Below are 25,497 nucleotides of genomic sequence, written 5' to 3'. Positions count from 1 at the left end.
CGACGCAGGAGGTCTCGAACGTGTCGCGTACCAAAGTGACCTGGATCGTGCTGGTGGTGCTCGTGTGGACGGCGATGCTGTCGTTCGGCGGCGTTGCTGCCGAGACGGTGATGCTCTACCCGAACATCTTCGGCGACGCCCCGGCCTCGCTGGAGCGAGCCCGCGAGTTCATGGTCGCGGGCGGCCCGAGCGACTACTTCCCGCCGCTGGGCGCCACGGTGGTGCTCAGCAGCCTCGCCGCGGTGCTGCTCACGTGGCGCGACCCGCGGCTGCGGTGGTGGGTCACCGGCGCGGCCGGCGTCTTCATCGCCTGCGAGTTCGCGTTCTCCGTGGTGTTCTTCTGGCCGCGCAACGAGATCATGTTCGTCGACCCGGTCGGTACCCACTCCCCGGAGTACCTGCGGCAGGTCGCCGAGGAGTTCGTCGCCGGGCACTGGGTGCGCCTCGCCGGCGGCGCGGCCACCGCCGCGCTCGCCTTCACCGCACTGCTGCGCTTCACCCGCGACACGGCCCGCGCGGCCGCCGTCGCCGAGGCCGCGCGATGAGCCGGCCGCGCCGCGCGCTCGGGTTCTCCTGGCTGGTGCTGGTCGGCCTGGCCGCACTGGCCGCTCCCCGGGTCGCGCTGCACGACCTCGGCGTCATCGAGGAAGGCAGCTTCGTCAACGGAATGTTCGTCTTCCTGCCACCGCTGTGCTGGATCGCCGCAGTGCTGTTCAAGCGGCCGGCGCACCCGTTCGTGACCGTCCTGGTCATCGGCGCGCTCTACGGCGTGTTCCTCGCCGCGGGCCATCAACTGCTGTGGGACACCGCCTTCGACGGGAACACCCCGCCCCTCGGCGGGAACCTCACCGACGTCGACCCCACGGTGCAGAGCGGCATCGTCCGCACCGCCGCCGCGGTGTCCAGCCTCGTCACCGGGACGATCGTCGGCGCGGTCACCGGCGCCGTCGCGGCGATGCTGTGCCGCCTCGTGCCGGGCCGCCCCGAACGAACCCGCGACACCAGCCGATAGGGTGCCAACTCCGGCAGCGCATGCCCTGTCCCGCCAAGGCTGCATCGTCAAGACTTACGCCGTGGATCCACACTGCCCGAACCCCCAAACGAGTGATTGACCATTGACTCGACACCATCCAGCGGTCCATCACACCCACTCGTGCCGAGTGACGGACGAGAACAGCACCGCCGGAACGGTCATGTTCGGCCCCAGCACGATCGAACAGATTCCCGCCGTGGCTACGTTGCGTAGCTGGTGTCATCAGGTCTCCGGCGCGCACACATGCCGATGTGCGCGCCGCCGCCGGCCGGGCAGCTCCTGCCCGGCCAGCGGTTTCGGCTATACCCGGGCTGCGACGCGGCGCCGACGGACGGCACGGACCATCAGGACGACGACGGCTGTCGCCAGCAGCACCGGCACCAGTAGGCACAGCGCTCCCTGTGCGATCACCGACCAGCGGGCCGGCAGCGCCGCCGGCGCTGGCACCGAGCCGCCGAACCGCCCCTCGCGCAGCAGGTCCTGCGCAATGTCGACGGAGCTGACGAGGTTGCCGTCCGGAGACAGCCGCACATCGTGCCCGGCACGCAGTCCATCGTCCGGATAGCGCAGCATGCGGTAGGCGCCGTTGCGGCCGACGACGGCGAGCTTGCCGCCCTCTTCCTCGAAGGGGTAGGGGTCGCTGGTCAGCCCCCAACTGTCGCCGCCGAACAGCACCGTGGCCGGGCCGGGCGGCGCCATGTCGACCGTCGCCTGCCAGGGATATGGGATCTCGACGCTGCGGGGGATGGTCGGGCGCCCTCGGCCGGTTGGGGCTCGAGGTGCAGGCCGGGCACGACGGCCACGGTTGCGCACAACAGTGCCGCGACCACGGCGGCGATGACCTTTCCCCGGTGTCGTTGCCGTCGCCCGCGCCGCCAGAGATCCTCGGGCAGCCGGGCGGGTGGCATCTGCTCGCCCAACTCGCTGACCAAAGTCACCTGCACCAGGTCCTCCGCGGTGTGCCGATCACCGCACAGCAGGTCCGCCATCCGCGACAACGCCGCCAAACGACCCGACACATAGGCATGGAACGACTCCTCAGCCTCCACCACACCTCCTATCCGGAAACACGCTTGCAGACCCGCGCACGGGTGGGTGGCCGAGGGCTGCTTCAGGAATTCGCCGCCGGCGACAAGGTCGACAGATGCCACCACGGCTATATACTTGGATAAATGGTAAATGCCGGACTGACGACGGGGGCGGTATGGAAACGGCGTTTGTCGAGATTTACGTGGACGACTTGAAGCGCAGCGTCCAGGAATGGACGGATGGGTTCGGTTTCCGACAGGTGGCGACCGCCAGATGCGATGCGGGTGGTTGGGCCAGTGCGGCGCTGCGGCAGGGACGGATCGGGCTCGTCCTGACTCAGGGATTCCTCGACGAGCACCCGGCGCAGCTGTACGTGAGCCTGCACGGGACCGGGGTGGCGCACATCGCGCTGCGTACACCTGATGCCGACGCCGCACACGCCGCGTCGTTGGCCGCCGGCGCCCGGCCCGCACCGGCGCTCGACTCGTTGCGCGGGTCGCGCGCCGGGCTCTGCGTCGCCGCCTTCGGCGACGTCGTGCATTCCTATGTGGACGATGCGACCGCCCGGGACGTGACCGGGGTGGCCGCGGCGCTGCTGCACGACGATCAGACCCCCGAGGCCGCCGGGCCAGGGCTGACGCGGGTCGACCACTTCGCAGTGTGCCTGGCCAGCTCGCGGCTCGACGCGGCTGTGGCGTTCTACCGCGACGCGCTGGGCTTCCGCGAGATCTTCCAGGAGTTCATCACTGTCGGGCCGCAGGCGATGCGGTCCAGGGTCGTGCAGAGCCCGTCGGGGCTGGTCACCTTCACCATCATCGCGCCTGAGCCGGACGCCGTTCCGGGGCAGATCGACGACTTCCTCAAGCAGCACGGCGGCGACGGGATCCAGCACGTCGCGTTCGCCTCCGACGACGCGGTCAGTGCCGTCCGGACGCTCACCGACCGCGGCGTGCGGTTCCTGCGGGCGCCCGGGTCGTACTACGAGCTGCTCACCCAGCGGGTCACGCCCAAGTCCGCACCGTTGCCGAGTTGCGCGAGTGGGACCTGCTGATCGACGAGGACGAGCAGGGGCAGCTGCTGCAGATCTTCACCCGGTCAACCCATCCGCGGCGGACGCTGTTCTTCGAGGTCATCGAGCGGCTCGGGGCACAGACCTTCGGCAGCGCCAACATCCGGGCCCTGTACGAGGCCGTGGAGCTGGAGCGGATCCGGCACGACGGTGCGCACGGCTGACGGTGCGGTCAGTCCGGGACCGGCGACCCGCTCAGCGCGGGCGCAGGCTCGGCCTGCGGCGCACCGGCCGGCGTCCGCGTCAGCAGCACGTAGGCGACGGCGGCGACGGTGCCCACAAGGCCGCAGCCGAGCCAGAACGGGTCGGCGCCCAGGCGGTCCAGAAGTAGCCCGCCCAGCGCCGGGCCCACCATCGCAGGCAGCGACGACGTCGCGATCGAGTACAGGCCGAGATACCGGCCGCGGGCGGTGTCGGGGGCGAACCTCGTGGCCATCTCGACCGCGACCGGGGCGAGCACGCACTCACCGACCGTCCAGACCGCGACCGTGACCGCGTAGAACCACGTTGTGTGCGCGAAGACCACCAGGCCGAATCCCCACCCGCTGAGCAGCGACGCCAGTGCCAGCAGCACCGAACGGTTCGCGGTGGCGACGATCCGGGTGACCGGGATCTGCAGCACCACGACGAGCAGCCCGTTGACACCGATGACGAGCCCGAACTGCGCGGGGGTCAGCCCCGTGCGGGCCATGGTCACCGGCAGGGTCGTGCTGGCCTGCTGGTACAGCAGGCAGAGCGCGGCGGTGGTGCACAGCAGCGCCACGAAGCGGCCGTCGGCCAGGACGCGGAAGATGCCGATGCGCGCCGGCGCGGCGGTGCCCTCCTCGGCCGGGAGGGCGACCGGCCGGGTCTCCGGCACCTTCCAGTAGACCACGACCCCGCAGATCACCGTCGCCACCGCCTCGGCGACGAAGAGCACGAGATAGTCCCACTCGGCGGCGAGACCGGCCACCGTGGCGCCGACGCCGAACCCGATGTTGATCGCCCAGAAGTTGAGCGAGAAGGCCCGGCCGCGATCCTGCTCCGGGATAATGTCGGCGACGATCGCCATCATCGCCGGCTTCGAAGCGTTGGCGGTGAGGCAGGCGAAGAAGGCGACGACGACGATCGCCGCCTTGGGCTCGACGAAGCCGAGCAGCAGCGTGGTGGCGGCGTTGAGCAGCTGCGCGCCCATCAGCACTGGGCGCCGGCCGACGCGGTCGGTCAGCACGCCGCCGAGCAAGTTGCCCGCCGTGCCGCCCAGCCCGCACAGCGCGATGACCAGGCCGGCGGTCGAGGCGGTGAACCCGCGGTCCAGGGTCAGGTAGAGCATGAGGAAGACCGAGACGAACCCGCCGACACGGTTGATCAGCGTGGTGATCCACAGCCACCAGAACGCCGTCGGCAGACCACGCACGGTTTGCGCGAATCCAGCTGAATTCAGGGGCATCGTCGTCGTCTGCCTCATTTCATTGCTCAGATGTCGGCGATTCGCCAGACCGCTATCGACTTGTCCGGGAAACGAAGCTCGATCGTTTTGCCATCCCGTTCGACAAAATACACCTCGGTGCATCGCTCGTTGAGCAGACGGATCGGATCCGGCAAATTAAACGGCGGTTTGCAAAGATTGATCGGGCGCCAGTCACCGGCCGCGATGTCGCGGTTCCAGGTGCGTTCGGTGAAGGTTGTGGCGGCGAGATATTCCGCGCCGCTGCGCCTGACGTTGGCTAGCGCCAGCTTAGCGTGGTCATTGCTCAGATGCACCAGGCAGTCGCGGGAGAAGATCAGGTCGACCAGGGGGAGGTCGTCGCGGACGAGGTCGATGACCCTGAACTCGCGGCCCGGCCCGGCAAAGAGCCGCCGGTTGCGCTCCACGACGGCCGGCACGACGTCCGCGCCGATGTAGGCGTCGACGCCGGGGTCCACCCGGGACATCCAGAACATGTCGCCGCAGGGGATGTCGAGCATGCTGCGGACGCCGAGTTCGCGCAGGAGCGGCGGCAGCTCGCGGCGCAGGGTCTGTGTCTGTTCGAGGTTTGAGCCGAGCCCCGACCGGGACACGGCGTCGTCGGCGTCGACCAGGGTCCAGTCGTCGCGCTCGTAAATCTCGCCGAAGATCTCGGCCAGGTCGTCAGCCGTCACGCTGCGGTCCTTTCTGTGCGGATCGGGCGGGTCACCAGGGGTCGACGCCGAGCAGCTTGCGGCCCAGCGGGGTCATCGCGGCCAGCTGCAGGTCGCCGTAAACCCGGTTCGCCGCCTGGTCACCCGGTCGCTCCCCGATGACGTACGGCTGGTCGTCGCGGCAGTATCGGAAGAACTGCGCAAGGCGGGTCCGGGACCGGCGGTTGTACGACGCGGCATGCGGCATCAGGTGGTGCATCAGCACGAAGTCGCCGGCGTTGCCGGGCACCTCGACGGTCTCGGGGAACAGGTGCGCGAACTCCCGCCAGCGGTTGAAGCGCTGACGCCCGCGCGGCACGGCCCGCGCCTCCCGCTCCACTGCCCGGTGCCCTCCGGGCACCACGTGGATGCCACCGCCGCCGACCTCGACGTCGGTGAAGTAGTAGCACCCGCCGATCTCCACCTCGGGCAGAGTGAAGAGGAACTCGTCGCGATTGCCGGGCGTCGCCGGGTCGAGGTGCAGCGGCTGGCTGAGCTCAGAATCGTGCGGTGTGTCAGTGCGCATAGTGATCGCGACGGAGCCGTCCCGCACGAACAGTCGGGGCGACCGGAGCAGCTGCGCCATGACGCGGTACAGCCGCTCGTGCTGGAACAGCGGGATGAACTCAGGTCCGTCGAACCGGTCGTTGCCGCGGGTGTAGAAGGGCTTGAACCGGCCGTCGTTGGCCTCCCAGTGATCCGGTACGTGCAGGTCCCGGGGCATCAGGTCCAGGATCAGGCCGCCGTAGTGCGCGGCTTCCTCCCGGCTCAGGACGCCGGGCACCAGCAGGTAGCCGTCCTCCCAGAAGGCGTCCACCTTTTCGGCGGTCAGCGGTGCATCGATGACGGTGGGCTGCATGGGTCGCTCCGATGGTGTGCGGCGAGGGACTGTTCGGTGTCGACGGCCACGAATCGCAGTTCGCTGGTGTACCGGTTGCCGCTGCCGTCGGTCAGCCAGAGGCCGTCGGACTCCGGCAGCATCTCGGAGACGGTGAACGTGCCCGGACCGGCCCCGGCGGTCTGCCGGACTGTCTTGGCCAGCAGGTTGACCAGAGGCAGGCTGCGGAAGTCCAGGGCGAACGGCTTTTTCTCGGTCGGCACCTTGCAGAAGAGCCGCTCCGGCAGGCCGTGCTCGATGCGCCATCGCCGGGCTGCGGCGTACCGGCGGCGCTCGTCGGCGGCGAAGGCCCACGCCGTGTCGGCCGCGTCGAACGTCCACGCCTCCCGGCACAGGACGAGCCGGTCGATCGTGATCCGGGGCTGGTGCGAGCCCGGCGGCAGCGGCTTGAACGCGTTGACCACCGCCTCGGTCAGCAGCTCACCGACGACCTCCAGCAGGTCGAACCGCTGCCCGGTGCGCAGCGACCGCACCACCAGGCCGCCGGGGCAGCCGTCGTCGCGGTCTACGACCAGCGAGGCCGCCGGCAGGGTGGGCGCAGGCGGGACGATCGAGTCCGGGTCCTGTGACCACGACCAGTACGTGTACCGCGGCGACAACAGCCCCCGACGGCGGGCTGACCCGCGACGTGACGTAACGCGAGGTCATCGGCTCGATCCCGTAGATGCGCCGGTCGCCGTGGTCGGCTTCGGCGGCGGCCAGGAGCCGGGCTGGTTCGGGGTGCTGCTCGACGAAGAGCCGGCTCTCCACAGTGGTGCACGCGAGGTGGATCTCGCCGAGCACCAGCAGGAAGTCGCCGCGGTCAACGGCCGCCTCGTCCGCGGCCGCGAGCATCAGGTCCGGCGAGTGCGTGCGCGCCGCGCTCCACAGCGCTGGCCCGGCCGCGAACTGCTCGGCGGAGGCCGCCGCGACGTCTTCGGTGCGCACCGCGTGTCGCCGGACGCCGGCCGGAACCCGCAGGATGTGCTGCCAGCGGCGCTGAAAGTCGGCGACCACGCCAGCGACGACGGGCTGCATTTCGCGCGACACCGAGGTCAGGTCGGGAAACAGTCTGCCGACCAGGGCGGCCAGCGGCGTGCCGTCGGCCTCGTGCAGGCGGGTGAACGCGTCGCGGTAGCGTTCGCCCACCGTGCGCGCCAGCCACCGGCCGCTGTCCAGCACCAGGCCCAGCGGGCCGGCCAGGGCGTCCAGCAGCGGCGCCCCGATCCGGACGTCGACGTCGCGCAACGCGTCGGGGTAGACGAGGGTCCGCCCCGCGTAGGTGCGGCCGTGATTGCGGGTCGTCGCCTGCCCGGTGGCCCGGCGGAACGTCTCCTCGAGCGCGGTGGTGTGCCGCATGACCTGCTCGGCGTCGCCCGCTGCGGCGGCCAGCCGGTCGCGGGCGGCGACGAGCCCGTCCAGGGGCGCTGTCGCGGCCGCTCGAACCCGGGGGTCGCCGATGCGGTCGAGCTGCCGGCGCAGGTCCCGTTCCGGCCAGGTCTGCACCGGGCAGTCGAAGCCGAGGGTCAGGTGACCCGCGTCGCGCAGCCGGGTCACCGCCTTGCGTACCTCGGCCTCGTCCGCGAACAGGGGACCCGTCAGCCGGCGCGTCAACTCGGTCAGGGTGACCAACCCGTCGCTGCGCCGCAGGATCTCCGCCTCGCCGGCGTCCAGCCGCACCGGCGGGGCGGCGGGACGGTGCAGCTCGTCGCCGATCAGTACGTCGGCGGTATGGCGGCGCGGCCGCAGCCAGCCGGCAACCGCGGGGTCGTCGGCGAGGGTGCGGGCCAGCTCCTGCACCGCCCACGCCTCGAAGTAGACGGTGGTGCCGCGCACCAGCGCGGCGCCGGGTCGCACCTGCAGCCCTAGGCCGTCGCCGGCGGCGGTGGCCCAGCCGACGGGCCCGAAGAAGCCGATGGTGTCGTTCTTCAGGCAGTACCGCTGGAAGTAGGTGGCGACGGTCTGCTCATGGCCGCGGCGGCGGGCGTTGCGCGGCCCGTCCCACGTCTGCCGGTCCAGGCAGGTGCGGACCAGGTCGGGGTTCTGCCAGGCCACCGCCTCGCGGAACCGGGGTTCACCGGCGATGGCGCGCAACGACCGCGCGAGCGCGTCCGTCGCCCGGGCGAAGTCTGCCTCCAGGGCGTCGTCGCCGCTGTCGGCGGCCGCGGCCAGCGCCGGGTCGCAGAGCCCGTCGATACGGGCGGCGGGAAAGCCCGCGCTGCGCAGCGCGACGTCACGCCACACTGCCCAGCGCGTCCCGGACAGGGCGACGAGGTGATCCGGCCGGTCAGCCACGATCGACCCGCGGCCCGCGCCGGTCGGCCGGAACGAGTTTGGGCAGGTCGTCAACGGCGACCCGGCCCGCTGCCATCTCCAGCAGCTTGTCCAGCACCACGGGCCGCAGGTCGAGCACCCCGCCGGAGCGGGCGGCGGCCGCGGCGGCCTTGGAGCCGTCACCCGGCGCTCGGGGCACCGGGCCGTCCGCGGCGACCGGCGGCGCGGACGCCACCTGGTCGCTCAGCCGTCGGACGCTCGCCATCACCGCCTCGGTGTCCACGCCGAACGCGGCCGGGTCCAGCGCGATGACGACGAACCCCAGATCGAGGTGGCTGGCCTGGTCGACGCCCAGCTCGGCGCCGGCCAGGACCCCGGCGAGAACCTCGATGGCGAAGCCCAGCGCGAAGCCCTTGCCGCCGCCGGCGGGACGGATGCTGGCCGCGCGGGCCGGGTCTGTGACCGGACGGCCCTCCTCGTCCAGAAATCCGGGCGGCACGGCCGTCCCGTCGATGACGGCCTGCCGGACGTGGCCCCAGGCGTGTTCGGAGGTTGCGAAGTCGAAGGAGCACAGCCCGCCGGTACGCGGGAACGCGAAGGCGATCGGGTTGGTGCCGACGACCCTGCGGGTCGTGTTGGGGGCCGGCACGAGCGGCGGCGCCCCGCCGCAGTTGACCGCGACGGCGATCAGCCCGGCCCGGGCGACCTGCTCGGCGTAGATCTTCAGCCGGGAGAAGCGGGTGAAGTTGCGGGCTGTGACGACGCCGACGCCGTACACGCGCGCCTTGCCGATCGCGATCGACGTCGCCTCGCGGCACACCAGCTGACCCATGCCGCGGTTGCCGTCGACCACGGCCACCGCGGCGAGATCGTGCACGACTGCCGGTGCGGCGGCCCGTGCGTCGAGGTAACGGTCGATGACGACGAACCTGCCGACGCCGTGGGTGCGGCGGCCTTCCAGCTCCGCACCCAGATAGTCCTCGACGATCAGCTCGGCGTCGGGCGCGGTGAAGCCGCGGTGGCGCAGCGCGTCCGTCATGAGGTCGGCGATCCGGTCAACGGAGACCAGCACGGGTGTCCCGTCCTTGGATGCCCCGCGGCGCGGCGGCCGCGCCCACGGCGGCGATCATGATTGCCCGGTTCCGAGGGCCGGAGATGGGGCGGTCGTAGACGAAGTGCGACGTCGTGACCGGGCCGAAGCCCGCCGTCCGCGCCTCGGCGGCCAGGAACTCCTTCGACAGCCAGGAGAACCCGGGGACCCCGGCGGCGCCGGACTCGGCGGCGTCCTGGAGCCCGAGAGCGCCGCGCCGGTGGTGGTCGAGGACGACGCGTTCATCGGCTCGCGCAGCATCGTGGTGGAGGGCGCCCGCGTGCGGCGCGGCGCCAAGCTCGGCGCCGGCGCCATCCTGACCGCCTCGACCCGGGTCTTCGACCGCGCCACCGGCGAGGAACTGCCGCGCGGCGAGCTGCCCGCGTGGTCCGTCAGCGTGGGCTCGTCCCGGCTGCAGCGGTCCGCGGGCGGTGACTTCGCCATGCCGTGCATACTGGTGCTGCGGCGCCTGCAGGAGGGCGAGTCGCTGGACAAGGTCGCGCTGAACGAACTGGTCCGCGAGTACGACCTGGCGGCCGGGGCGTGACCATCTCCACCGGCAAGCCCGATCTGGACCTCGGTCTGGACGCCGCTGCCCTCACCGCCCGGCTGGTCGGCATCCCCTCGGTCAGCGGCGAGGAGCGGGCGCTGGCCGACGCCGTCGAGTCGGCGCTGCGGCGGCTGCCGCACTTGCGGCTGCATCGCGACGGCGACACCGTCGTCGCGGCCACCGAGCTCGGCCGGGCGCAGCGCGTCGTACTCGCTGGCCACCTCGACACCGTCCCTGGCTCCGTCCCGGCCCGGCTGTGCGACGGCCGGCTGCACGGCCGCGGCACCTCCGACATGAAGTCCGGCGTCGCCGTGCTGCTGCGGCTGGCCGCGACGGTGACCGACCCGCGCCGCGATCTGACCTACGTGTTCTATGACAACGAGGAGGTCGCCGGGGTTCCCAGCGGGCTGGAGCGCCTGATCGACCGCGCACCCGGACGACTCGCCGGTGACCTGGCCGTGCTATTGGAGCCGACGGACCTCACGCTCGAGGCCGGCTGCCAGGGCTCCCTATGGGTGGATGTCGAGGTCACCGGCCGCGCCGCCCACTCGGCCCGCGCGTGGCTGGGCGACAACGCCATCCACGGCAGCCTGCCGATCCTGCAGCGGCTCACCGAGCACGAGCCGATCCCCGTCACCGTCGACGGCCTGCGGTACCGCGAAGGCATCCTCGCGGTCGGCATCACCGGCGGCGGCACCAACAACGTCGTACCCGACCGCTGCGTGGTCCGCCTCAACTACCGATTCGCCCCGGACAAGACGCCGGAGGCGGCGCTGCACCGGATCCGGGAGATTTTCGGCGAGTACGAGGTCACGCTCGTGCGCGCCGCACCGGCCGCCGCCCCGGCGCTCGGCGAACCGATCGTGCAGGAGTTCATCGCGGCCACCGCGGTGCCGGTGCGTCCCAAGTACGGGTGGACCGACGTGGCCCGCTTCGCCGCGATCGGCGTGCCGGCCGTCAACCTCGGGCCCGGCGACCCGGAACTCGCGCACGCCGGTGATGAGTCCGTCGCGCTGGCGTCCATAGGCGAATGCGAGCGGCTGCTTGCGGCGTGGCTGACCACCGGCCACCCGCGACCTGTTTGACAGCTCTGAACCATCGACAACGGGGGTGTACATGTCCGGTAACGAACCGTCTGCGCTGCTGATCGGCGCCGACCCGTATGCGATCCGCGCCTTCCTGCGCAACGGCATCACGCCCGTCGTGCTGCACAGCCCGCAGAACAACTGGGGGCTGTTCGTCAACGACTGGAGCCACGCTCCGATCCCGGACAGTGCTGAGCTCATCTTCGCCGAGGACCCGGACAACCTGGAGAGCCTGCTGTTCAGCTTGCACCGGGCCGGCGCGGCCGACCGCGACTACCGCTGCGTGCAGACCAACTCCGAACACGGCCTCGTGGCTGCGGCGGCACTGGCGAACATTCTCGGCATCCGGGGCCCGGCACCGCGTACGGCAGTCAACTTCCGCGACAAGTGGCTGCAGAAGCAGATCGTCGCGGCGGCCGGTGTCACCGTCGCCCGGTCGCGCGTCGTCGAGGACGTCTACGCGCCGGACCCGGACGCCTTCACCGGGTTCGACGTCGCGGTGCTCAAACCGATCGCCGGCGGCGGCACCAGGAACACCTCCGTCGTGCGCAGTACGGAGGAGTTCCTCGCCACCTGCGCGGAGTACCGCCGCCGCAGGCTGCCCACGCGCACGTTCGTGCTGGAGGAGTTCATCGCTGGCGATGAGTGGGTGGTCGAAGGCGTCTGCTTCGGCGGCATCATCCAGTTCTTCTGCGTCGGCGCCTACTCCGCACCCTGCCTCAGCATCGTCACCGAGGACGCGGTCATGCGAGGCGAACGGTTCGACCCCGTCGCCGACGAGCCGGTCTACCGTCTGGTGGCCCCGCTGCTGGAGCGGGCGCTGCCCGCCCTCGGGCTGGTCGACGGCGTGTTCCACCTGGAACTGTTCCACCAGGCGGCCACGGGAACGGTCGTGTTCGGGGAGTGCGCGGCACGGCGCGGCGGCGGCCTCACCCACGAGGTCGTGCAGTGCAAGTTCGGCGTGGACCTCGGCGAGGCGTCCGTGCTGTGCGCCCTCGGCACCGACCCAATGATCAAACCGGCAGTCCGCCCTGGGGTGGTCGGCTCGACCTTCCTGGCGACCCGCCCGGGCGTGCTCGTCGGGTACCCGTCGCCGGAGCAGATCCGGCAGCTGCCGGGGATCGAACACGTGCGGCTCGAGCTGCCGTTCGGCTCCGTCGTGCCGGACACGACCACCACCATCCAGGGCGTCGGCCAGGTCGTGGTGACCGGCGACACCCGCCAGGAGTTCCGGGACCGATGCGACCACCTCGTGCGCTGGTTCGACGAGCGCCTGATCGCCGTTCCCACCGGCGCCAGCAACCAGGACCTGCGCACCTGGCAGCAGACGCACTGGCCGCAGTCGGCCGAGTTCTTCCGCACCTATGCCGGCGCCTGAGGTGGTCGCGTGATCCTGACAGGCCCGGAGATCGTCGCGTCCGCGCATAACGGCCGAATCGTCATCTCGCCGTTCAGCCCGGACCAGGTGAATCCCAACAGCTACAACATATGCCTCGGCGAGACCCTGCTCACCTACAGCGGGGACGTCATCGACGCCTACCGGCCCAACCCGACTGAGGTGAACAAGATCGAGCCGGACGGGTTCGTGCTGCAGCCCGGCGAGCTCTACCTGGGGCACACGGTTGAGGAGGTGGGCTCCGACCACTACGTTCCCCTGCTCTTCGGCCGTTCCTCCGTCGGCCGGCTCGGGCTCTTCGTCGAGATCACCGCGCCGATCGGCGACATCGGGTTCCACGGCCAGTGGACGCTCATGCTGTCCGCGATCCGGCCGCTGCGCGTGTACCCCGGCATGCGGATCGGCCAGATCATGTTCTTCACGTCGTTCGGTGAGATCGACCTGTACAGCGGCAAGTACCAGGGCGCCATCGGCCCGCAGGAGTCGCGCTACTGGCGGGACAAGGCGGTGTGGCAGTGATCCTCACCGGCCCGGAGATCCTCCAGGCGGTGCGGCGCGGTGACATCACGATCGACCCGTTCGACCCGCGCCGGCTGTCGCCCAACGCCTACGACTGGCGCCTCGGCGACGCCATCCGGGTGTGCCGGACGGAGTTGGACGCCGCGACCCCCTCCGAGCTACCCGAGCAGGTCATCCCGGCCGAAGGGCTGATCCTGCTGCCGGACACGCTCTACCTCGGCGTCACCCACGAACGCACGCTGTCGGAGCGGTACGCGCAGCTGATCAACGGCGACCGGACGATCGGCACCCTCGGCGTTTGGGTGCACGTCTCGGCGCCGCTGGGGCACGTCGGGCACGCGATCCGCTGGACGCTCGAGATGCGCACAATCCGGCCCGTGCGGGTCTACCCCCGGATGACGTTCGGCAAGCTCGTGTTCCTGCGCGTCCACGGCGAGATCGAGAGCTACCAGACGATGGGCCGCAAGTACGTCGGCAGCGACGGCATCGACGTCTCCCGGCTGCACGAGGAGTTCCAGTGAAGATCCTCACCGGCATCGACCTGCCGTGCGACAGCCCCGGAGGCAGCGTCGAATTGCTGCGCGACTTGTACCTCGGCGCGCCGCCGCTCGTCCCGGCGGACGTATTCATGCTGCCGCCGGCCACCGCCGCTGACTCCACCTCGAGCGACACCTCAGGCGTCCGGCTGCTCCCGGCGGCCGACAAGGCGCTGTCTGGCCCCGCGTTCCGGTCCTACGTGCAGAAGCTGGAGGCGTCGATTGGGGCGGCCTTCACAATGGAGGACTACCACGTCGTACACCTGCAGCATCTGACGTTCGGGGCCACCCCGGCGCTGCTGAGCGCCCTGCCGCACGCCGCGACGATCGCGCTCGTGCATGGCACCGACCTGCTGGTCGCGGCCGAGGATCGGACCCAGGCGCAGGTCTTGCGCGACACCGTGGCCGCGGCGGACGCGGTCGTCGTGCCGGCCCTGGCGATGGCTGACCGGCTGCGGCGGCTCGCGCCGGCGGCCGGGCGCCTGGTGCACATCCCCTGGGGCGTCCCCGACCACCTGCTGACCCACCGGCCGCGGCGGGCTCCCCGCCGCCCGGACGTCCTGCGCGTGCTGTACGCGGGCCGCCTCAGCGGCGAGAAGATCACCTCGCGAATCATCGCTGCGACGGCCGGCGTCGCCGGGGTCCAGCTCAGCGTGGCCGCGCCGCCGGAGCAGTTCACCCGGCTCGCCGAGACCGCCGGCCTCGTCGGTGTCCACCACCTCGGATGGCTGCCACGACACCTGCTGTGGCAGGAGTTCACGCGGTACGACCTGCTGATCGTGCCCTCCCTGAAGCTGGAGGCGTTCGGGCTGGTCGCGATCGAGGCGCAGGCGTGCGGGCTGCCGGTGGCCTACCAGCCGGTGCCCGGCCTGATTGAGATCCTCGGTGACAGCGCCGTCGCGGTAGACTTCGCCGACCCGGCCGCGCTCGCCGCCGCCCTCCAGCGGCTGCGCCGCGCCCCAGCCTCGCTCGACGAACTGGCCGAGGCCGGCTTCGCCAACAGCGCCCACTACCCGCTGTCCCGGACCGCCGCGAGCCTGCGCCAACTGTCCGCGGAACTGCTCGCCGGACGGTCTTGACATGGACGCACCGGTGCGCAACTGCGTGTTCTGCGCCATCGCCGACGGTCGACACCCCGCCGCAGTGCTGTTCCAGGACGACCACACCGTCGCGTTCCTGGACATCACGGCGGTCATGGACGGGCACACGCTGGTCATCCCGCGCCGACACTGCACCGACCTGTGGGATGCCGACGAGGAGGACGCGGTGGCGGTGATGCGCACCGTCCACCGGATGGCGCGCCGCCTGCGCAACGTGCTGCGCCCCGACGGCCTGACGCTGTTCCAGGCCAACGGCGCCGCAGGCTGGCAGGATGTCTTCCACCTGCACGTCCACCTGGTGCCGCGGCTGGCGGGCGACCACCTCGCCCGGCCGTGGGTGGCCGCCCCGGTCGGATTGGACGCGCTCGCCGCCACCAGGGCGAGGCTCGCTCTGTGAGGCAACCCAGTGACGCACCTGTGAATCGGAGAGGATCTCATCCATGGCTACGCATTTCCTGCCCGGGCCGCGCACGCAGCTGCCGGCGCCGGGCGAGGATCCGATCCTCGACACGGCGTTCACCGACCGGCTGCTCGCCGCGCCCGCGTACCTCAGCGCCACCGAGGTCCGCACCGTGACGCGTGACCTGCAGACGGTGCTTGCTCTCGCCAGGTCGCTGCCGGAGCGCCTGTTCGACGGCAGCGTCGCGGCGATGGCGCGGGGCGTCGGGTTCGAGGACCGCGACGCCGCCCTCATCGCATCGGCCGCGGCGGCCGGGCCGCTGCTGCCCTACGCCCGGGCCGACCTGTACCACGACGGCGAACACTTCCGCCTGCTCGAGCTCAACGTTACGACCGCACTCGGCGGCCTCGAGGTGGCCCGGGTGAACCGGGCACTGCTGCGGCAGGAGCCGCTGCGAGCCCATGTCGAGGCCCGCGGGCTGCAGTTTCAGGACCCGGTCGCGGCTCTGGCCCGCACGCTCGTCGCCACCTGCCGCAGCGCCCGCGACACCCCGGACCCGCTGTTCGCCGTCGTCGACCTCGCCAAGAATATCCCCGCCGGCGGCGGCACCCTGCAAGGGCTCACGACGCTGCTGGAGGCCGAAGGCGTGCTTGGCCGCGCCTGCCACCCGGCCGAGCTGACGTATCGCGGTGGCCACCCGTACATCGACGGCCGCCGCGTCGACGGTATCCTGCGGCAGTTCATGCTCGGCGACTTCTCCTACCCGGACCTCGGCGACGAGCTGACGCCGGTGGTTCGGGCTGTCGCCGCCCGCGAGGTCGAGATGTGCAGCGGCCTGGACGCGGAACTGTACGGCAGCAAAGGAACCCTCGCCGTGCTGTCCGACAACCAACATCGGCAGCACTTCAGCGTCGACGAGCTCGACTGCGTCGACCGGTTCCTGCCGTGGACTCGGTACATGAGGCAACACTCGACCGATCCCGGCGGTTCCGGCGTCAACCTCGTCGCCTACGCCCGCGCCCGGCAGGACGAGCTGGTCCTCAAACCCACCAACCTGCACGGCGGGCAGGGCGTCCTGCTGGGCTGGCAGACCGATCCCGCCGAGTGGCTGGCGCACGTCGAGCGCGCCGTCGGCGGCCCGTACATCCTCCAGCAGCGGGTCAGGCCGAGCGTCGAGGAGTATCCGGCCGACGGCCCTGCCCGCAACCTCGTGCTGAATTGGGGCGTCTTCGTGGCCGGCGAAACCCTGGCCGGGCCCGGCGGCTACGCGGGCTGCCTAATCCGCGCGCAGGAGGCGACCGACGAGGGGGTCATCTCGGTCGGCCACGGCGCCCGGCTCGGCTGCGTCTTCCACGAGTCGCTGACGTAGGACTGCACCCACGCCCGACCCGCAACCGTGTGGGTGCCGAGAACCCCATCCATAGGCTGTGACCTGCCGATTCTCGGGTACGGCTGAAGTCTGCGAGACGGGGTAGGGGGATGATCCAGGGCGTGGCAGCCTCGCTGGTGTACCTGCTCCTACGTCAGATCCTGCAGATGCTGACCCAGCTCGCCCGGGACGGCGGCGCGAAGGACGTCGAACTGCTCGTGTTGCGGCATCAGGTGGCGGTCCAGAATCCTCGCTGCTCATCAGGCCGCGAGCCGGACGGTCAGGCGGCCGCCGGGGTCGTTGCCGGCTCGTTGGTCCAGTCGATGTCGATCCCGTCGGGCCCTCGGTCGACGGTAATGGTCGCGCCGTCGAGGACGTCGCCGGTCAGCAGGGTGCGGGCGATGCGGGTTTCGACCTCGCGCTGCAGGAAGCGGCGCAGCGGGCGGGCGCCGAACACCGGGTCGAACCCGGCCTCTGCGATGAAGCGCCGGGTCGCCTCGGTGACCTCGACGGTGATCCGCCGGTCCGCAAGGCGGGCGCGGAGGTCGTCGAGCAGCAGGTCGACGATCCGCTCGATCTCCGGCAGGGTCAACGGCTTGAACAGCACCGTCTCGTCGATGCGGTTGAGGAACTCCGGGCGGAAGTATTCGCGCAGCGCCGTCATGACCGCGGCGCGGGCCTGGTCGGTCAGCTGTCCATCCGGGGTGACGCCCTGCAGGAGGTGCTGCGATCCGAGGTTGCTCGTCATGATGACGACCGTGTTGCGGAAGTCGACAGTGCGCCCCTGCGCGTCGGTGAGCCGTCCGTCGTCGAGCAGCTGCAGCAGGATGTTGAACACGTCGGTGTGCGCCTTCTCGATCTCGTCGAGCAGCAGCACCGAGTAGGGCTTGCGGCGCACCGCCTCGGTCAGCTGTCCCCCCTCCTCGTAGCCGACGTAGCCGGGCGGCGCGCCGACGAGCCGGGAGACGGTGTGCCGTTCCTGGTACTCGCTCATGTCGAGCCGGACCAAGTTGTCCTCGGTGTCGAACAGCGCCGCGGCGAGGGTCTTGGCCAGCTCGGTCTTGCCGACGCCGGTGGGGCCCAGGAACAGGAACGAGCCGATCGGGCGGCGCGGGTCCTTGATTCCGGAGCGGGCGCGGATGACAGCGTCCGCGACGACCTGGACGGCCTCGTCCTGGCCGATGACGCGCTCGTGCAGGATGTCCTCCAGGCGCAGCAGCTTGTCCCGCTCCCCCTCCAGCAGCCGGCTGACGGGGATGCCGGTCCAGCGCGCCACGATCCCGGCGATCTCGTCGGGCGTGACGACCTCGCGCAGCAGCCGGTGCCCGCTCTGCTTGGCGGTGAGCCGCTCCTCCTCGGCGCGCAGCCGCCGCTCCAGCTCCGGAAGCCTGCCCAGGCGCAGCTCCGCGGCGCGATCCAGGTCGTAGCCCCGTTCGGCCGCCTCTGCCTCCCGCCGGATCCGCTCGGTCTCCTCGCGCAGGCTCTGCACCTTGCGGATCGCCTGGCGTTCGGCGTTCCACTGGGCGCGCATCGCATCGACCTCCCCGCGCAGGTCGGTGATCTCCCGCCGGATCTGGTCCAGCCGGGCGGTGCTGGCCGGGTCGTCCTCCTTGGACAGTGCGGTCTCCTCCATCTCCAGCCGCAGCAGGCGCCGGGCGGCCGCGTCGAGTTCGGCCGGCTGTGAGTCGATCTCGGTGCGCAGCATCGCGCAGGCCTCGTCGACGAGGTCGATGGCCTTGTCCGGCAGGAACCGGTCGGCGATGTACCGGTGGGACAGCTGGACCGCGGCGATGAGGGCGCCGTCCTGGATTCGTACGCCGTGGAACACCTCGAGGCGTTCCCGCAGCCCGCGGAGGATGGTGACCGCGTCGTCCGGGCTGGGTTCCGGCACCAGAATGGGCTGGACCCGGCGTTCGAACGCGGCGTCCTTCTCGATGTGCTTGCGGTACTCGTCGAGGGTGGTCGCCCCGATCATGCGCAGCTCGCCGCGGGCGAGCATCGGCTTGAGCATGTTCCCGGCGTCCATCGACCCCTCTGCGGCGCCGGCGCCCAGCACGGTGTGCAGTTCGTCGACGAACAGCAGGATCCGGCCCTGTGCGGCGGTCACCTCGGCGAGCACGGCCTTGAGCCGCTCCTCGAACTCGCCGCGGTACTTCGCCCCGGCCACCAGGGAGCCCATGTCCAGCGCGAAGACCGTCTTGTCGCGCAGCCCTTCCGGCACGTCGTTGTTGACGATCCGCTGGGCGAGGCCCTCGACGATCGCAGTCTTGCCCACACCCGGGTCGCCGATGAGGACGGGGTTGTTCTTCGTCTTACGCGACACGATCTGCACGACGCGGCGGATCTCCTCGTCCCGCCCGATGACGGGGTCGAGCCGGCCGGCGCGGGCGTCGGCGACGAGGTCCCGGCCGTACTTGGTGAGGGCCTCGTAGGCGACCTCCGGGTTCGCGGAGGTGACCCGCTGCGCCCCGCGCAGCTGGGTGAGCTGGTTGAGCAGCCGCTCCCGGGTGACACCGAGGTCGTGCAGGGCCCGGCCGGCGTCGGTGGAGGCACCCTCGTCGACGAGCGCCAGGAGCAGGTGCTCGACGGAGATGTACTCGTCCTTGAGCCGGCCGGCCTCACGTTCGGCGGCGTCGAGGTCCGCGGCGAGCCGGCGGGTGACCGTCACCTGGCCGGGCTGCGCGCCGGGCCCGGTCACGCTCGGCCGGCGCCGCAGGTCGCGTTCGACGCGTTCGCGCAGCTGTTCGATGTCGACGCCCAGGCCGGTGAGCAGCCGCACCGTGACACCGTCGGGCTGGTCGAGCAGGCCGAGCAGCAGGTGCTCGCCGTCGACTTCGATGTGGCCGTGCCGCATCGCTTTCGTCTGGGCGTCGTGCAGCGCCTGCTGGGACTTCTCGGTGAGTCGGTTCAGGTCCATGTCCGCCTCCTGAGTTGCGCCTCAAGTTCGTCGATGCGGGTGAGCAGGTCGAGCACGATGCCGACCGCCGCGTAGTTCAGCGGCAGTCCGGCGTGCAGCCGGCGGATCCGGGCGAGCCGGTTGAGTTGCGTCTGGGCGAACCAGCGGCGGCCGAGCTCGTCGACGTGTGGTTCCAGCAGGCCGAGCGCGACCAGCCGGGAGATCAGGTCCGGGTGCAGGCCGGCGGCGGCGGCGAACGCGTCCGTGGACAGGTAGGGGCGGCACATCAGGGCGTAGGTCATCGGTCACCTCGCGGGTTGTACGACGACACCGTCGCGAGTTCCTCGAACAGTCGCCGTTCGGCGTCGCTCAGCTGTGCCGGCACCATCATCCTGATCTCGGCGTAGAAGTCGCCGGGGGCGCCGCGCGGGTTCGGCAGGCCCCGGCCGCGCAGCCGCAGCCGCCGCCCGGACGACGTGCCTGGCGGGACCTCGACCCGCACGGCGCCGCCGGGCGTCTCGACCGGCACCGTGGCGCCCAGCGCCGCCTCCCACGGCGCCACCGGGGTCTCCACTGTGATGTTGCGGCCGCTGACCTTGTACCGGGCGTGCGGCGCGATGTGTACCACCAGGTACAGGTCGCCGGGCGGGCCGCCGCGGGCGCCGCCGGAACCTTGGCCCGCGAGCCGGATCCGCTGCCCCTCGGTGACCCCGGCCGGGATGTTCACCTCGTACTCGCGGGCGCGGCCACCGGTGGCGCCGGGTAGCGTGATCCTGCGCCGGCCGCCGTGGTAGGCGTCCTCGACACTGATGGTGATCTCGGCCTCGGTGTCGGCGCCGGGCACCGGCCCACGTCCGAAACGGTCGCCGCCACGGCGCTGTCCCCCGCCGAAGATGCTGCCGAGCAGGTCCTCGAGGTCGACTTCCTCGCCGATGCCGCTCCGACCGCCGAAGCCGGCGCCCTGACCGGCGAACCCGGCGCCGGCCGACGCACGCTGCCGGGCCCCGGCGCGCTGCTCGACGTCGTCGGGCACCTGCCGCCACTGGGCGCCGAACCGGTCGTACTTGCGGCGGCTCTTCGGATCCGAGAGCACGTCGTAGGCCTCGGTGATGTCTTTGAACCGGTCCTCGGCGCCCGGCTCCTTGTTGACGTCCGGATGGTTGCGGCGGGCCAGCGTGCGGTACGCGCGCTGGATGTCCTCCGCCGCCGCAGTCCGCGGGACGCCGAGGACCTCGTAGAAGTCGCGCCGGTCAGCCACCATCGGAGCCCCGCTCCGGGTCTGCCCCCTCGGCACCCCCGCCGCCGGCGCGGGCCACGGCCACGACGGCCGGGCGCAGCAGGAACGTGTCGCCGCCGTAGCCCGGGCGGATGACCCGCACGATCGTGCCGGCCGGTACGTCCGGCTCCTCGACCGCTTCGGCCGCCTCGTGCCGGGCCGGGTCGAACGGCTCACCGACCGCACCGACCGGGCCGAAGCCGAGCCGGGCCAGGACGTCCGCAGCCTGTTCCCTGACCTGTGCCACGCCCTGCACGATCGCCTCGGGGTCCGCGCCGGCGTGGCGCAGCGCGAGGTCGAGGTTGTCCAGCACGGGCAGCCACGCCGCGGCGACCCGCTGCCGCTCGGCGGTGACCCGCTCGGCGGCCGTCCGCTCGGCCCGCTTGCGGGCGTTGTCGGCGTCGGCGATCGCCCGCTGCGCCCGCTCCCGCACCTCGGCGAGCACCGGGTCCTCCGGCCGGTCCGCCGCCTCGGTCCCGGGCCGGTTCGCCTCTGGGGCCGGGTCATCGGTGGCGGCGTGGATCCTCTCGCCGTTGGGCTCGGCCATGGCTCACCCTCCGCTGAAGTCGGCGTCGATGACGTCATCGGCCGGAGCCGACCCGCCGGACCGCCCAGCGGCCTGCCCTGCTTCCTGGCCCGTGGGCTGTCCCCCACCGGCCGGTTGCTGCGCGGCGGACTGCAGCGCGAACAGGATCTGCCGGAGGTCGTTGGTGAGGTTCTGCACCTGATCCATCGGCGCCTGCCCGTCGACGGCCTGCCGGGCTTCCTGCACGAGCAGGTCGGCGCGGGCCCGCTCATGTTCGGGGACCTGGTCACCGAGTTCGTCGAGGCTGCGCCGCACCTGGTGCGCGACACTGTCGAGGTCGTTGCGGGCGTCGATCTCCTGACGCGCCCGCTGGTCCGCGGCGCGGTGCTGCTCGGCCTCGCGCACCATCCGCTCGACCTCGCCCTTGTCCAGCGTGCCGCTCTCGGTGACGGTGATCTTCTGCTCGGCGCCGGTGTCCTTGTCGCGTGCGGACACGTTGAGGATGCCGTTGGCGTCGATGTCGTAGGTGACCTCGATCTGTGGTTCGCCGCGCGGAGCTGGGCGGATGTTCTCCAGCCGCATCCGGCCCAGGACCCGATTGTCCGCGGCGCGTTCCCGCTCGCCCTGCAACACCACCACGTCAACGGCGGGCTGGTTGTCCTGCGCTGTGGAGAACGTCTCGGTGCGGCGGGTCGGGATCGTCGTGTTCCGGTCGATGATCTTCGTCATCAGCCCGCCGAGGGTCTCCACTCCCAGCGACAGCGGGGTGACGTCGAGCAGCACGACGTCACGGACGTCGCCCTTGAGCACCCCGGCCTGGATCGCGGCGCCGAGCGCGACGACCTCGTCCGGGTTCACTGTCATGTTGGGGTCCTTGCCACCGGTGAGCCGGCGCACCAGCGCCTGCACAGCCGGCATCCGGGTCGCGCCGCCGACGAGGATCACCTCGTCGAGGTCGTCGGCCTTGACGCCGGCATCGCTCATCGCTTGGCGCACCGGGCCGTTGGTACGCTCCAGCAGGTCGTGGGTGAGCTCCTCGAACGTCGAGCGGGTGACCGTCGTCGTGAGGTGCTTCGGGCCGGACGCGTCGGCGGTGATGAACGGCAGGTTCACCTGGGCCTGCGTCACCGACGACAGCTCGATCTTCGCCCGCTCGGCGGCCTCGGTGAGCCGCTGCAGCGCCTGCGGGTCCTGACGCAGGTCGATGCCCTGCTCCTTGCGGAACGTATCGGCGAGGTGGTCGACCAGGCGGTGGTCGAAGTTGTCGCCGCCGAGGTGCGTGTCACCGGACGTGGCCCGGACCTCGACCACGCCGTCGCCGACGTCGAGGATGCTCACGTCGAACGTGCCGCCACCCAGGTCGAAGACGAGGACCGTCTCGTGGCCCTTCTTGTCCAGGCCGTAGGCGAGGGCGGCCGCGGTGGGCTCGTTGATGATCCGCAGCACTTCGAGGCCGGCGATCCGGCCGGCGTCCTTGGTGGCCTGCCGCTGGGCGTCGTTGAAGTAGGCCGGGACGGTGACGACGGCTTCGGTGACCTTCTCGCCGAGGTACTTCGCGGCGTCATCGGCGAGCTTGCGCAGGATCTGTGCGGAGACCTCCTCCGGCGAAACCTGCTTACCGCGGATGTCGAACCGGACCATCCCGTCGGGCCCGGGCACGACGTCGTACGTGACCGTCCTGGCCTCTTCGGTGATCTCGTCGAACTTCCGGCCGATGAACCGCTTCGCGGAGTACACGGTGCCCTTGGGGTTCAGCACCGACTGCCGCCTGGCGAGCTGACCGACGAGCCGCTCACCGGTGTCGGTGTACGCGACGACCGACGGCGTGGTCCGGCTGCCCTCCGCATTCGGCACGACGGTCGGCTGGCCACCCTCGAACGCGGCGATCACCGAATTGGTCGTGCCGAGATCGATACCTACAGCTCTGGCCATGACCGGCTCCTTCTCGGGGATGGGACTGGTGCGTCGCCGAAAGCCTGCCGTGCTTGCAGTAGAGCGCTTTCCTCCGACGCAGATGGCTGATGCTCTGGCCCATCCGCCGCGCGGACACGGCTCGCTGCGGCGGATTTGAGGCCGCTGACGGGCGCGTCGGCCCGGCTGCGGCCCGTGAGCACCCCGGCCTGCGTGAGGTCGCGCCACGTCGGCCGGGGTGCCCTCGCGCCGTGCTTTCACACCATGTCGGTGTACGTCGGCGGCACGGCCCGGTCAGCTCCGCTGGCCTGAATCCTGCCCGCCTCGCTGCGGGCCGCCGGACTGCTGCGATCCGGACCGCTGGGTGCCCCGCTGCGCCGCCTGCTGCTGTCCCGTGGCGGACTGGCCTGTCTGCTGCTGGCTCAGTCGCTGGTTGCCCTGCTGGTCGCCCTGCGCCTGGATCTCGATCCGGCGCGGCTGCGCGTTCCTGGCCTTCGGAACCGTCACCGTGAGCACGCCGTTGCTGTAGGCGGCCTGCACCTGGTCGCTGTCGATGTCGCTGGGCAGGTCGATCATGTACTCGAACTCACCGGTCTGACGCCCCTGGCGGCGCACGACGCCACCCCGGCTGCGCTCCTGGAACGCGCCGGAGATCCGCAGCTCCTCCCCGCGCATCTCGAGGTTGACGTCCTCCGGGCTCACGTTGGGCAGGTCGACGTCGACGACATAGGCGTCCTCGGTCTCCTCCACGTCGACCGGCGGCGACCAGCCGGCCGATCCGCCGATCCCGGCTTCACCGCTGATGAGCGACTGGATGAGTTGACCGAACCTGCTGTTGAGCTCGTCCACCTCGCGGCGCGGATTCCAGCGGTACGCCAGCGTGCCAGCCAGCGGCCCGCCGCGGCGCTGCCAGGACGAGAAAGGTGCGAGTGTCATCGTGATCGGTTTCCTTTCCGAGCGCGAGTGCTGGCGTTCCCAAACGTTTGTCCGGACGCAGGTAAATCCGCTTCCCTGGTCCCGGACGACCGCAGGGGTCGGCGCTTCGACAAATGTCGTCATGCGCCACCGACCCTGCCGGACTCGATGCGTCGCGGTCTGCATCGCGGCCCACGACCGCGACTGCGGCGATCCACCTCACGGGGCGATGACGATGCGGTTCTCGACGGCGGTCACGCCCGGCGCCGACCAGGCGACGCGTTCGGCTTCCTCCCGCTCGGCCCACGAACGGACCTGACCGGTGAGCACGACCTTGTCGTTCTGCACGTCGACGTTCACGTGCTCAGCGTCGGTCTCGGCGCTGCGTACCAGTGCCTCCTCGATCCGCGTGCGCAGGTCTCTCGGTGATGGCTGCACACGAGGGCGCGGACGTACCGAGAGCAGATTGGTCACTCCGCGCACACCGGGTAGCGTGTCCACGGCGCGTTGCGCGGCCCTGCGCTGATGCTCCCATTCGACCTCGCCACGCAGCGTGACCCAGCCTCTGGACACCGTCACCTCGACGCGCTCGATCGGGATGAACGCGTCCCACTCCAACGCGCGGACGGCTGACGCGGCGATCTCGGAATCCGGCAGCTGCGCCGAGATCGGCAACCGGACCTCGATGTCGTTGGCGACCGCCTTCACCCCGCGGATCCGGTGCACCGCGCGCTCGGCGGCCAACTTCTTCTGATAGCTGTCGACCCATCCGGCCAATGTCACCACGCCGTGGTGCACCCCGACCGCTATGGCATTGGGCTGCAGGCGGGAATCCCACCGCAGTTCCTCGATCACGTCCCGCTCGATGTCGGCGTCTGCGCGCGTAAAGGTTGCGGTACTCATGCCTGCTCCTCCGTGCTGCTCCTCGGGTGCTACTCCTTCCGTCGGACCACGTTCAACGGTTCGTCGACCCGACCACCGCGAAACCACCCGCAAAGAGTGAGGTGGGCGGCAATCCCAATTGGCGTCATGACAGCGGAAAACACGATCCGCGACCGTGCAAGCGGGTCGGCACGGGCCCCGGCGACTACGTGAGGGTGGCTGCGGTGTCCTCGGCCGCGCGGCCGGTGCTCTGCTTCGCCCGGGCCCGCAGGTACTTACTCAAGGCCCGGGCGGTCTTCGGCCCGAACCGCAGCCGCCGGTCCTTCGCACCCTTGCCACGAAATCGCACCGACTCGGTGTTCATGTCGAGGTCGGTCAACAACAGATTGCCAACCTCGGACAAGCGGGCGCCGGCGTGGACCGTGCCGGCGCGGGACTTCACCGCCGACCTCGGCGCGGTTTCCAGACGCTGGAGCGCACGCCGATGGTGTGGTCGAACCTCCCGCCCGCCTTCGTGCACCGCGCGCGCTGCCGGCGTTGACGTGCCTCCGGCCCGGGCCGGAGCGGTCGCTGCCAGCTTCCCGGCCGCCTGGAGTCGATCGAGCGTTTCGTACGTTAGCCGGCG

At 71.2% G+C, this 25,497-nt stretch carries 26 protein-coding genes and 1 pseudogene; 12 read left to right on the top strand and 15 right to left on the bottom strand.

Annotated elements, in window-relative coordinates; all coding sequences use genetic code 11:
* Positions 1–20 precede the first annotated feature (20 nt).
* Positions 21–545 (top strand): DUF1772 domain-containing protein, encoded by a 525-nt coding sequence (locus AB0H83_RS14220; protein WP_360092313.1) that lies wholly within the window; start codon positions 21–23, stop codon positions 543–545.
* On the top strand, positions 542–1,012 hold the full coding sequence (locus AB0H83_RS14215) for a hypothetical protein (RefSeq protein WP_360092310.1): 471 nt from the start codon (positions 542–544) through the stop codon (positions 1,010–1,012). Before AB0H83_RS14220 ends, AB0H83_RS14215 begins: the two co-directional genes overlap by 4 nt.
* Before the next feature lie 321 nt (positions 1,013–1,333).
* Here the strand turns inward: AB0H83_RS14215 and AB0H83_RS14210 are convergent, their stop codons facing one another.
* Positions 1,334–1,732, bottom strand: a complete 399-nt coding sequence (locus AB0H83_RS14210) for a hypothetical protein (RefSeq protein WP_360092307.1) — start codon at positions 1,730–1,732, stop codon at positions 1,334–1,336.
* A gap of 445 nt (positions 1,733–2,177) precedes the next feature.
* Between AB0H83_RS14210 and AB0H83_RS14205 the strand changes: the two genes are divergently transcribed.
* Complete coding sequence (locus tag AB0H83_RS14205) at positions 2,178–3,113, top strand: VOC family protein (RefSeq protein WP_360092304.1); 936 nt, start codon at positions 2,178–2,180, stop codon at positions 3,111–3,113.
* On the top strand, positions 3,092–3,295 hold the full coding sequence (locus AB0H83_RS14200; RefSeq protein ID WP_360092301.1) for a hypothetical protein: 204 nt from the start codon (positions 3,092–3,094) through the stop codon (positions 3,293–3,295). Before AB0H83_RS14205 ends, AB0H83_RS14200 begins: the two co-directional genes overlap by 22 nt.
* 8 nt (positions 3,296–3,303) lie before the next feature.
* Here the strand turns inward: AB0H83_RS14200 and AB0H83_RS14195 are convergent, their stop codons facing one another.
* Genes AB0H83_RS14195 through AB0H83_RS14170 form a run of 6 tightly spaced genes read right to left on the bottom strand, consistent with a single transcriptional unit; the run spans position 3,304 to position 9,493 of the window.
* A complete protein-coding gene (locus AB0H83_RS14195; RefSeq protein WP_360092298.1) occupies positions 3,304–4,527 on the bottom strand; it encodes an MFS transporter in 1,224 nt (407 codons plus the stop codon).
* A gap of 59 nt (positions 4,528–4,586) precedes the next feature.
* Positions 4,587–5,252 carry a class I SAM-dependent methyltransferase gene (locus tag AB0H83_RS14190; protein WP_360092295.1) on the bottom strand — a complete coding sequence of 222 codons (666 nt, stop codon included), beginning with the start codon at positions 5,250–5,252 and terminating at the stop codon, positions 4,587–4,589.
* 31 nt (positions 5,253–5,283) lie between these two features.
* Positions 5,284–6,129: a phytanoyl-CoA dioxygenase family protein gene (locus tag AB0H83_RS14185; RefSeq protein WP_360092292.1), complete on the bottom strand. Its 846-nt coding sequence runs from the start codon at positions 6,127–6,129 to the stop codon at positions 5,284–5,286.
* A complete protein-coding gene (locus AB0H83_RS14180; protein ID WP_360092289.1) occupies positions 6,099–6,644 on the bottom strand; it encodes a hypothetical protein in 546 nt (181 codons plus the stop codon). The genes AB0H83_RS14185 and AB0H83_RS14180 overlap by 31 nt, the downstream gene beginning before the upstream one ends.
* The gene (locus AB0H83_RS14175) at positions 6,589–8,442 is read right to left on the bottom strand and encodes a lantibiotic dehydratase (RefSeq protein ID WP_360092286.1); all 1,854 of its coding nucleotides are present in this window, start codon (positions 8,440–8,442) and stop codon (positions 6,589–6,591) included. The genes AB0H83_RS14180 and AB0H83_RS14175 overlap by 56 nt, the downstream gene beginning before the upstream one ends.
* On the bottom strand, positions 8,435–9,493 hold the full coding sequence (locus tag AB0H83_RS14170; protein WP_360092283.1) for an Ldh family oxidoreductase: 1,059 nt from the start codon (positions 9,491–9,493) through the stop codon (positions 8,435–8,437). The genes AB0H83_RS14175 and AB0H83_RS14170 overlap by 8 nt, the downstream gene beginning before the upstream one ends.
* A 103-nt stretch (positions 9,494–9,596) precedes the next feature.
* On the opposite strand from AB0H83_RS14170, the gene AB0H83_RS14165 reads away from it, so the two are divergent.
* The 8 genes from AB0H83_RS14165 to AB0H83_RS14130 are packed head-to-tail and all read left to right on the top strand — an operon-like array spanning position 9,597 to position 16,466.
* Positions 9,597–10,058 (top strand): DapH/DapD/GlmU-related protein, encoded by a 462-nt coding sequence (locus AB0H83_RS14165; RefSeq protein WP_360092280.1) that lies wholly within the window; start codon positions 9,597–9,599, stop codon positions 10,056–10,058.
* Positions 10,055–11,146 (top strand): succinyl-diaminopimelate desuccinylase, encoded by a 1,092-nt coding sequence (gene dapE / locus AB0H83_RS14160; RefSeq protein WP_360092277.1) that lies wholly within the window; start codon positions 10,055–10,057, stop codon positions 11,144–11,146. The genes AB0H83_RS14165 and dapE overlap by 4 nt, the downstream gene beginning before the upstream one ends.
* Before the next feature lie 31 nt (positions 11,147–11,177).
* A complete protein-coding gene (locus AB0H83_RS14155) occupies positions 11,178–12,524 on the top strand; it encodes a hypothetical protein (protein ID WP_360092274.1) in 1,347 nt (448 codons plus the stop codon).
* A gap of 9 nt (positions 12,525–12,533) precedes the next feature.
* Positions 12,534–13,061 carry a dCTP deaminase gene (gene dcd / locus AB0H83_RS14150; protein WP_360092271.1) on the top strand — a complete coding sequence of 176 codons (528 nt, stop codon included), beginning with the start codon at positions 12,534–12,536 and terminating at the stop codon, positions 13,059–13,061.
* Positions 13,052–13,582 (top strand): deoxycytidine triphosphate deaminase, encoded by a 531-nt coding sequence (locus tag AB0H83_RS14145; RefSeq protein ID WP_360092268.1) that lies wholly within the window; start codon positions 13,052–13,054, stop codon positions 13,580–13,582. Before dcd ends, AB0H83_RS14145 begins: the two co-directional genes overlap by 10 nt.
* Positions 13,579–14,676, top strand: a complete 1,098-nt coding sequence (locus tag AB0H83_RS14140) for a glycosyltransferase (protein ID WP_360092265.1) — start codon at positions 13,579–13,581, stop codon at positions 14,674–14,676. Before AB0H83_RS14145 ends, AB0H83_RS14140 begins: the two co-directional genes overlap by 4 nt.
* 1 nt (position 14,677) lies before the next feature.
* Positions 14,678–15,094, top strand: a complete 417-nt coding sequence (locus AB0H83_RS14135) for an HIT domain-containing protein (RefSeq protein WP_360092262.1) — start codon at positions 14,678–14,680, stop codon at positions 15,092–15,094.
* A gap of 43 nt (positions 15,095–15,137) precedes the next feature.
* Entirely contained in the window at positions 15,138–16,466 is a 1,329-nt protein-coding gene (locus tag AB0H83_RS14130; protein ID WP_360092259.1) for a hypothetical protein, read from the top strand.
* 280 nt (positions 16,467–16,746) lie between these two features.
* On the opposite strand, the gene clpB is transcribed toward AB0H83_RS14130, so the two are convergent.
* From clpB to AB0H83_RS14090, 8 genes and pseudogenes are all read right to left on the bottom strand, one after another.
* Positions 16,747–19,383, bottom strand: coding sequence for an ATP-dependent chaperone ClpB (gene clpB / locus AB0H83_RS14125; RefSeq protein WP_360092256.1), 2,637 nt, complete (start codon positions 19,381–19,383; stop codon positions 16,747–16,749).
* Positions 19,374–19,664: a chaperone modulator CbpM gene (locus AB0H83_RS14120; protein ID WP_360092253.1), complete on the bottom strand. Its 291-nt coding sequence runs from the start codon at positions 19,662–19,664 to the stop codon at positions 19,374–19,376. The genes clpB and AB0H83_RS14120 overlap by 10 nt, the downstream gene beginning before the upstream one ends.
* Positions 19,661–20,623, bottom strand: coding sequence for a DnaJ C-terminal domain-containing protein (locus AB0H83_RS14115; RefSeq protein ID WP_360092250.1), 963 nt, complete (start codon positions 20,621–20,623; stop codon positions 19,661–19,663). Before AB0H83_RS14115 ends, AB0H83_RS14120 begins: the two co-directional genes overlap by 4 nt.
* The gene (locus AB0H83_RS14110) at positions 20,613–21,185 is read right to left on the bottom strand and encodes a nucleotide exchange factor GrpE (RefSeq protein WP_360092247.1); all 573 of its coding nucleotides are present in this window, start codon (positions 21,183–21,185) and stop codon (positions 20,613–20,615) included. The genes AB0H83_RS14115 and AB0H83_RS14110 overlap by 11 nt, the downstream gene beginning before the upstream one ends.
* 3 nt (positions 21,186–21,188) lie before the next feature.
* The gene (gene dnaK, locus AB0H83_RS14105; RefSeq protein WP_360092244.1) at positions 21,189–23,096 is read right to left on the bottom strand and encodes a molecular chaperone DnaK; all 1,908 of its coding nucleotides are present in this window, start codon (positions 23,094–23,096) and stop codon (positions 21,189–21,191) included.
* Between the two features lie 273 nt (positions 23,097–23,369).
* A complete protein-coding gene (locus tag AB0H83_RS14100; protein ID WP_360092241.1) occupies positions 23,370–24,011 on the bottom strand; it encodes an Hsp20/alpha crystallin family protein in 642 nt (213 codons plus the stop codon).
* A 198-nt stretch (positions 24,012–24,209) separates the two neighbouring features.
* Positions 24,210–24,893: a BON domain-containing protein gene (locus AB0H83_RS14095; RefSeq protein WP_360092238.1), complete on the bottom strand. Its 684-nt coding sequence runs from the start codon at positions 24,891–24,893 to the stop codon at positions 24,210–24,212.
* Between the two features lie 184 nt (positions 24,894–25,077).
* Positions 25,078–25,497: pseudogene (locus AB0H83_RS14090) on the bottom strand (hypothetical protein); the annotation flags it as partial.

It is taken from the genome of Dactylosporangium sp. NPDC050688 (assembly GCF_040654515.1).
Classification (GTDB): Bacteria; Actinomycetota; Actinomycetes; order Mycobacteriales; family Micromonosporaceae; genus Dactylosporangium.
The sequence above is the reverse complement of the archived record's forward strand: the minus strand, read 5'-3'. Positions and strand labels throughout refer to the sequence as shown.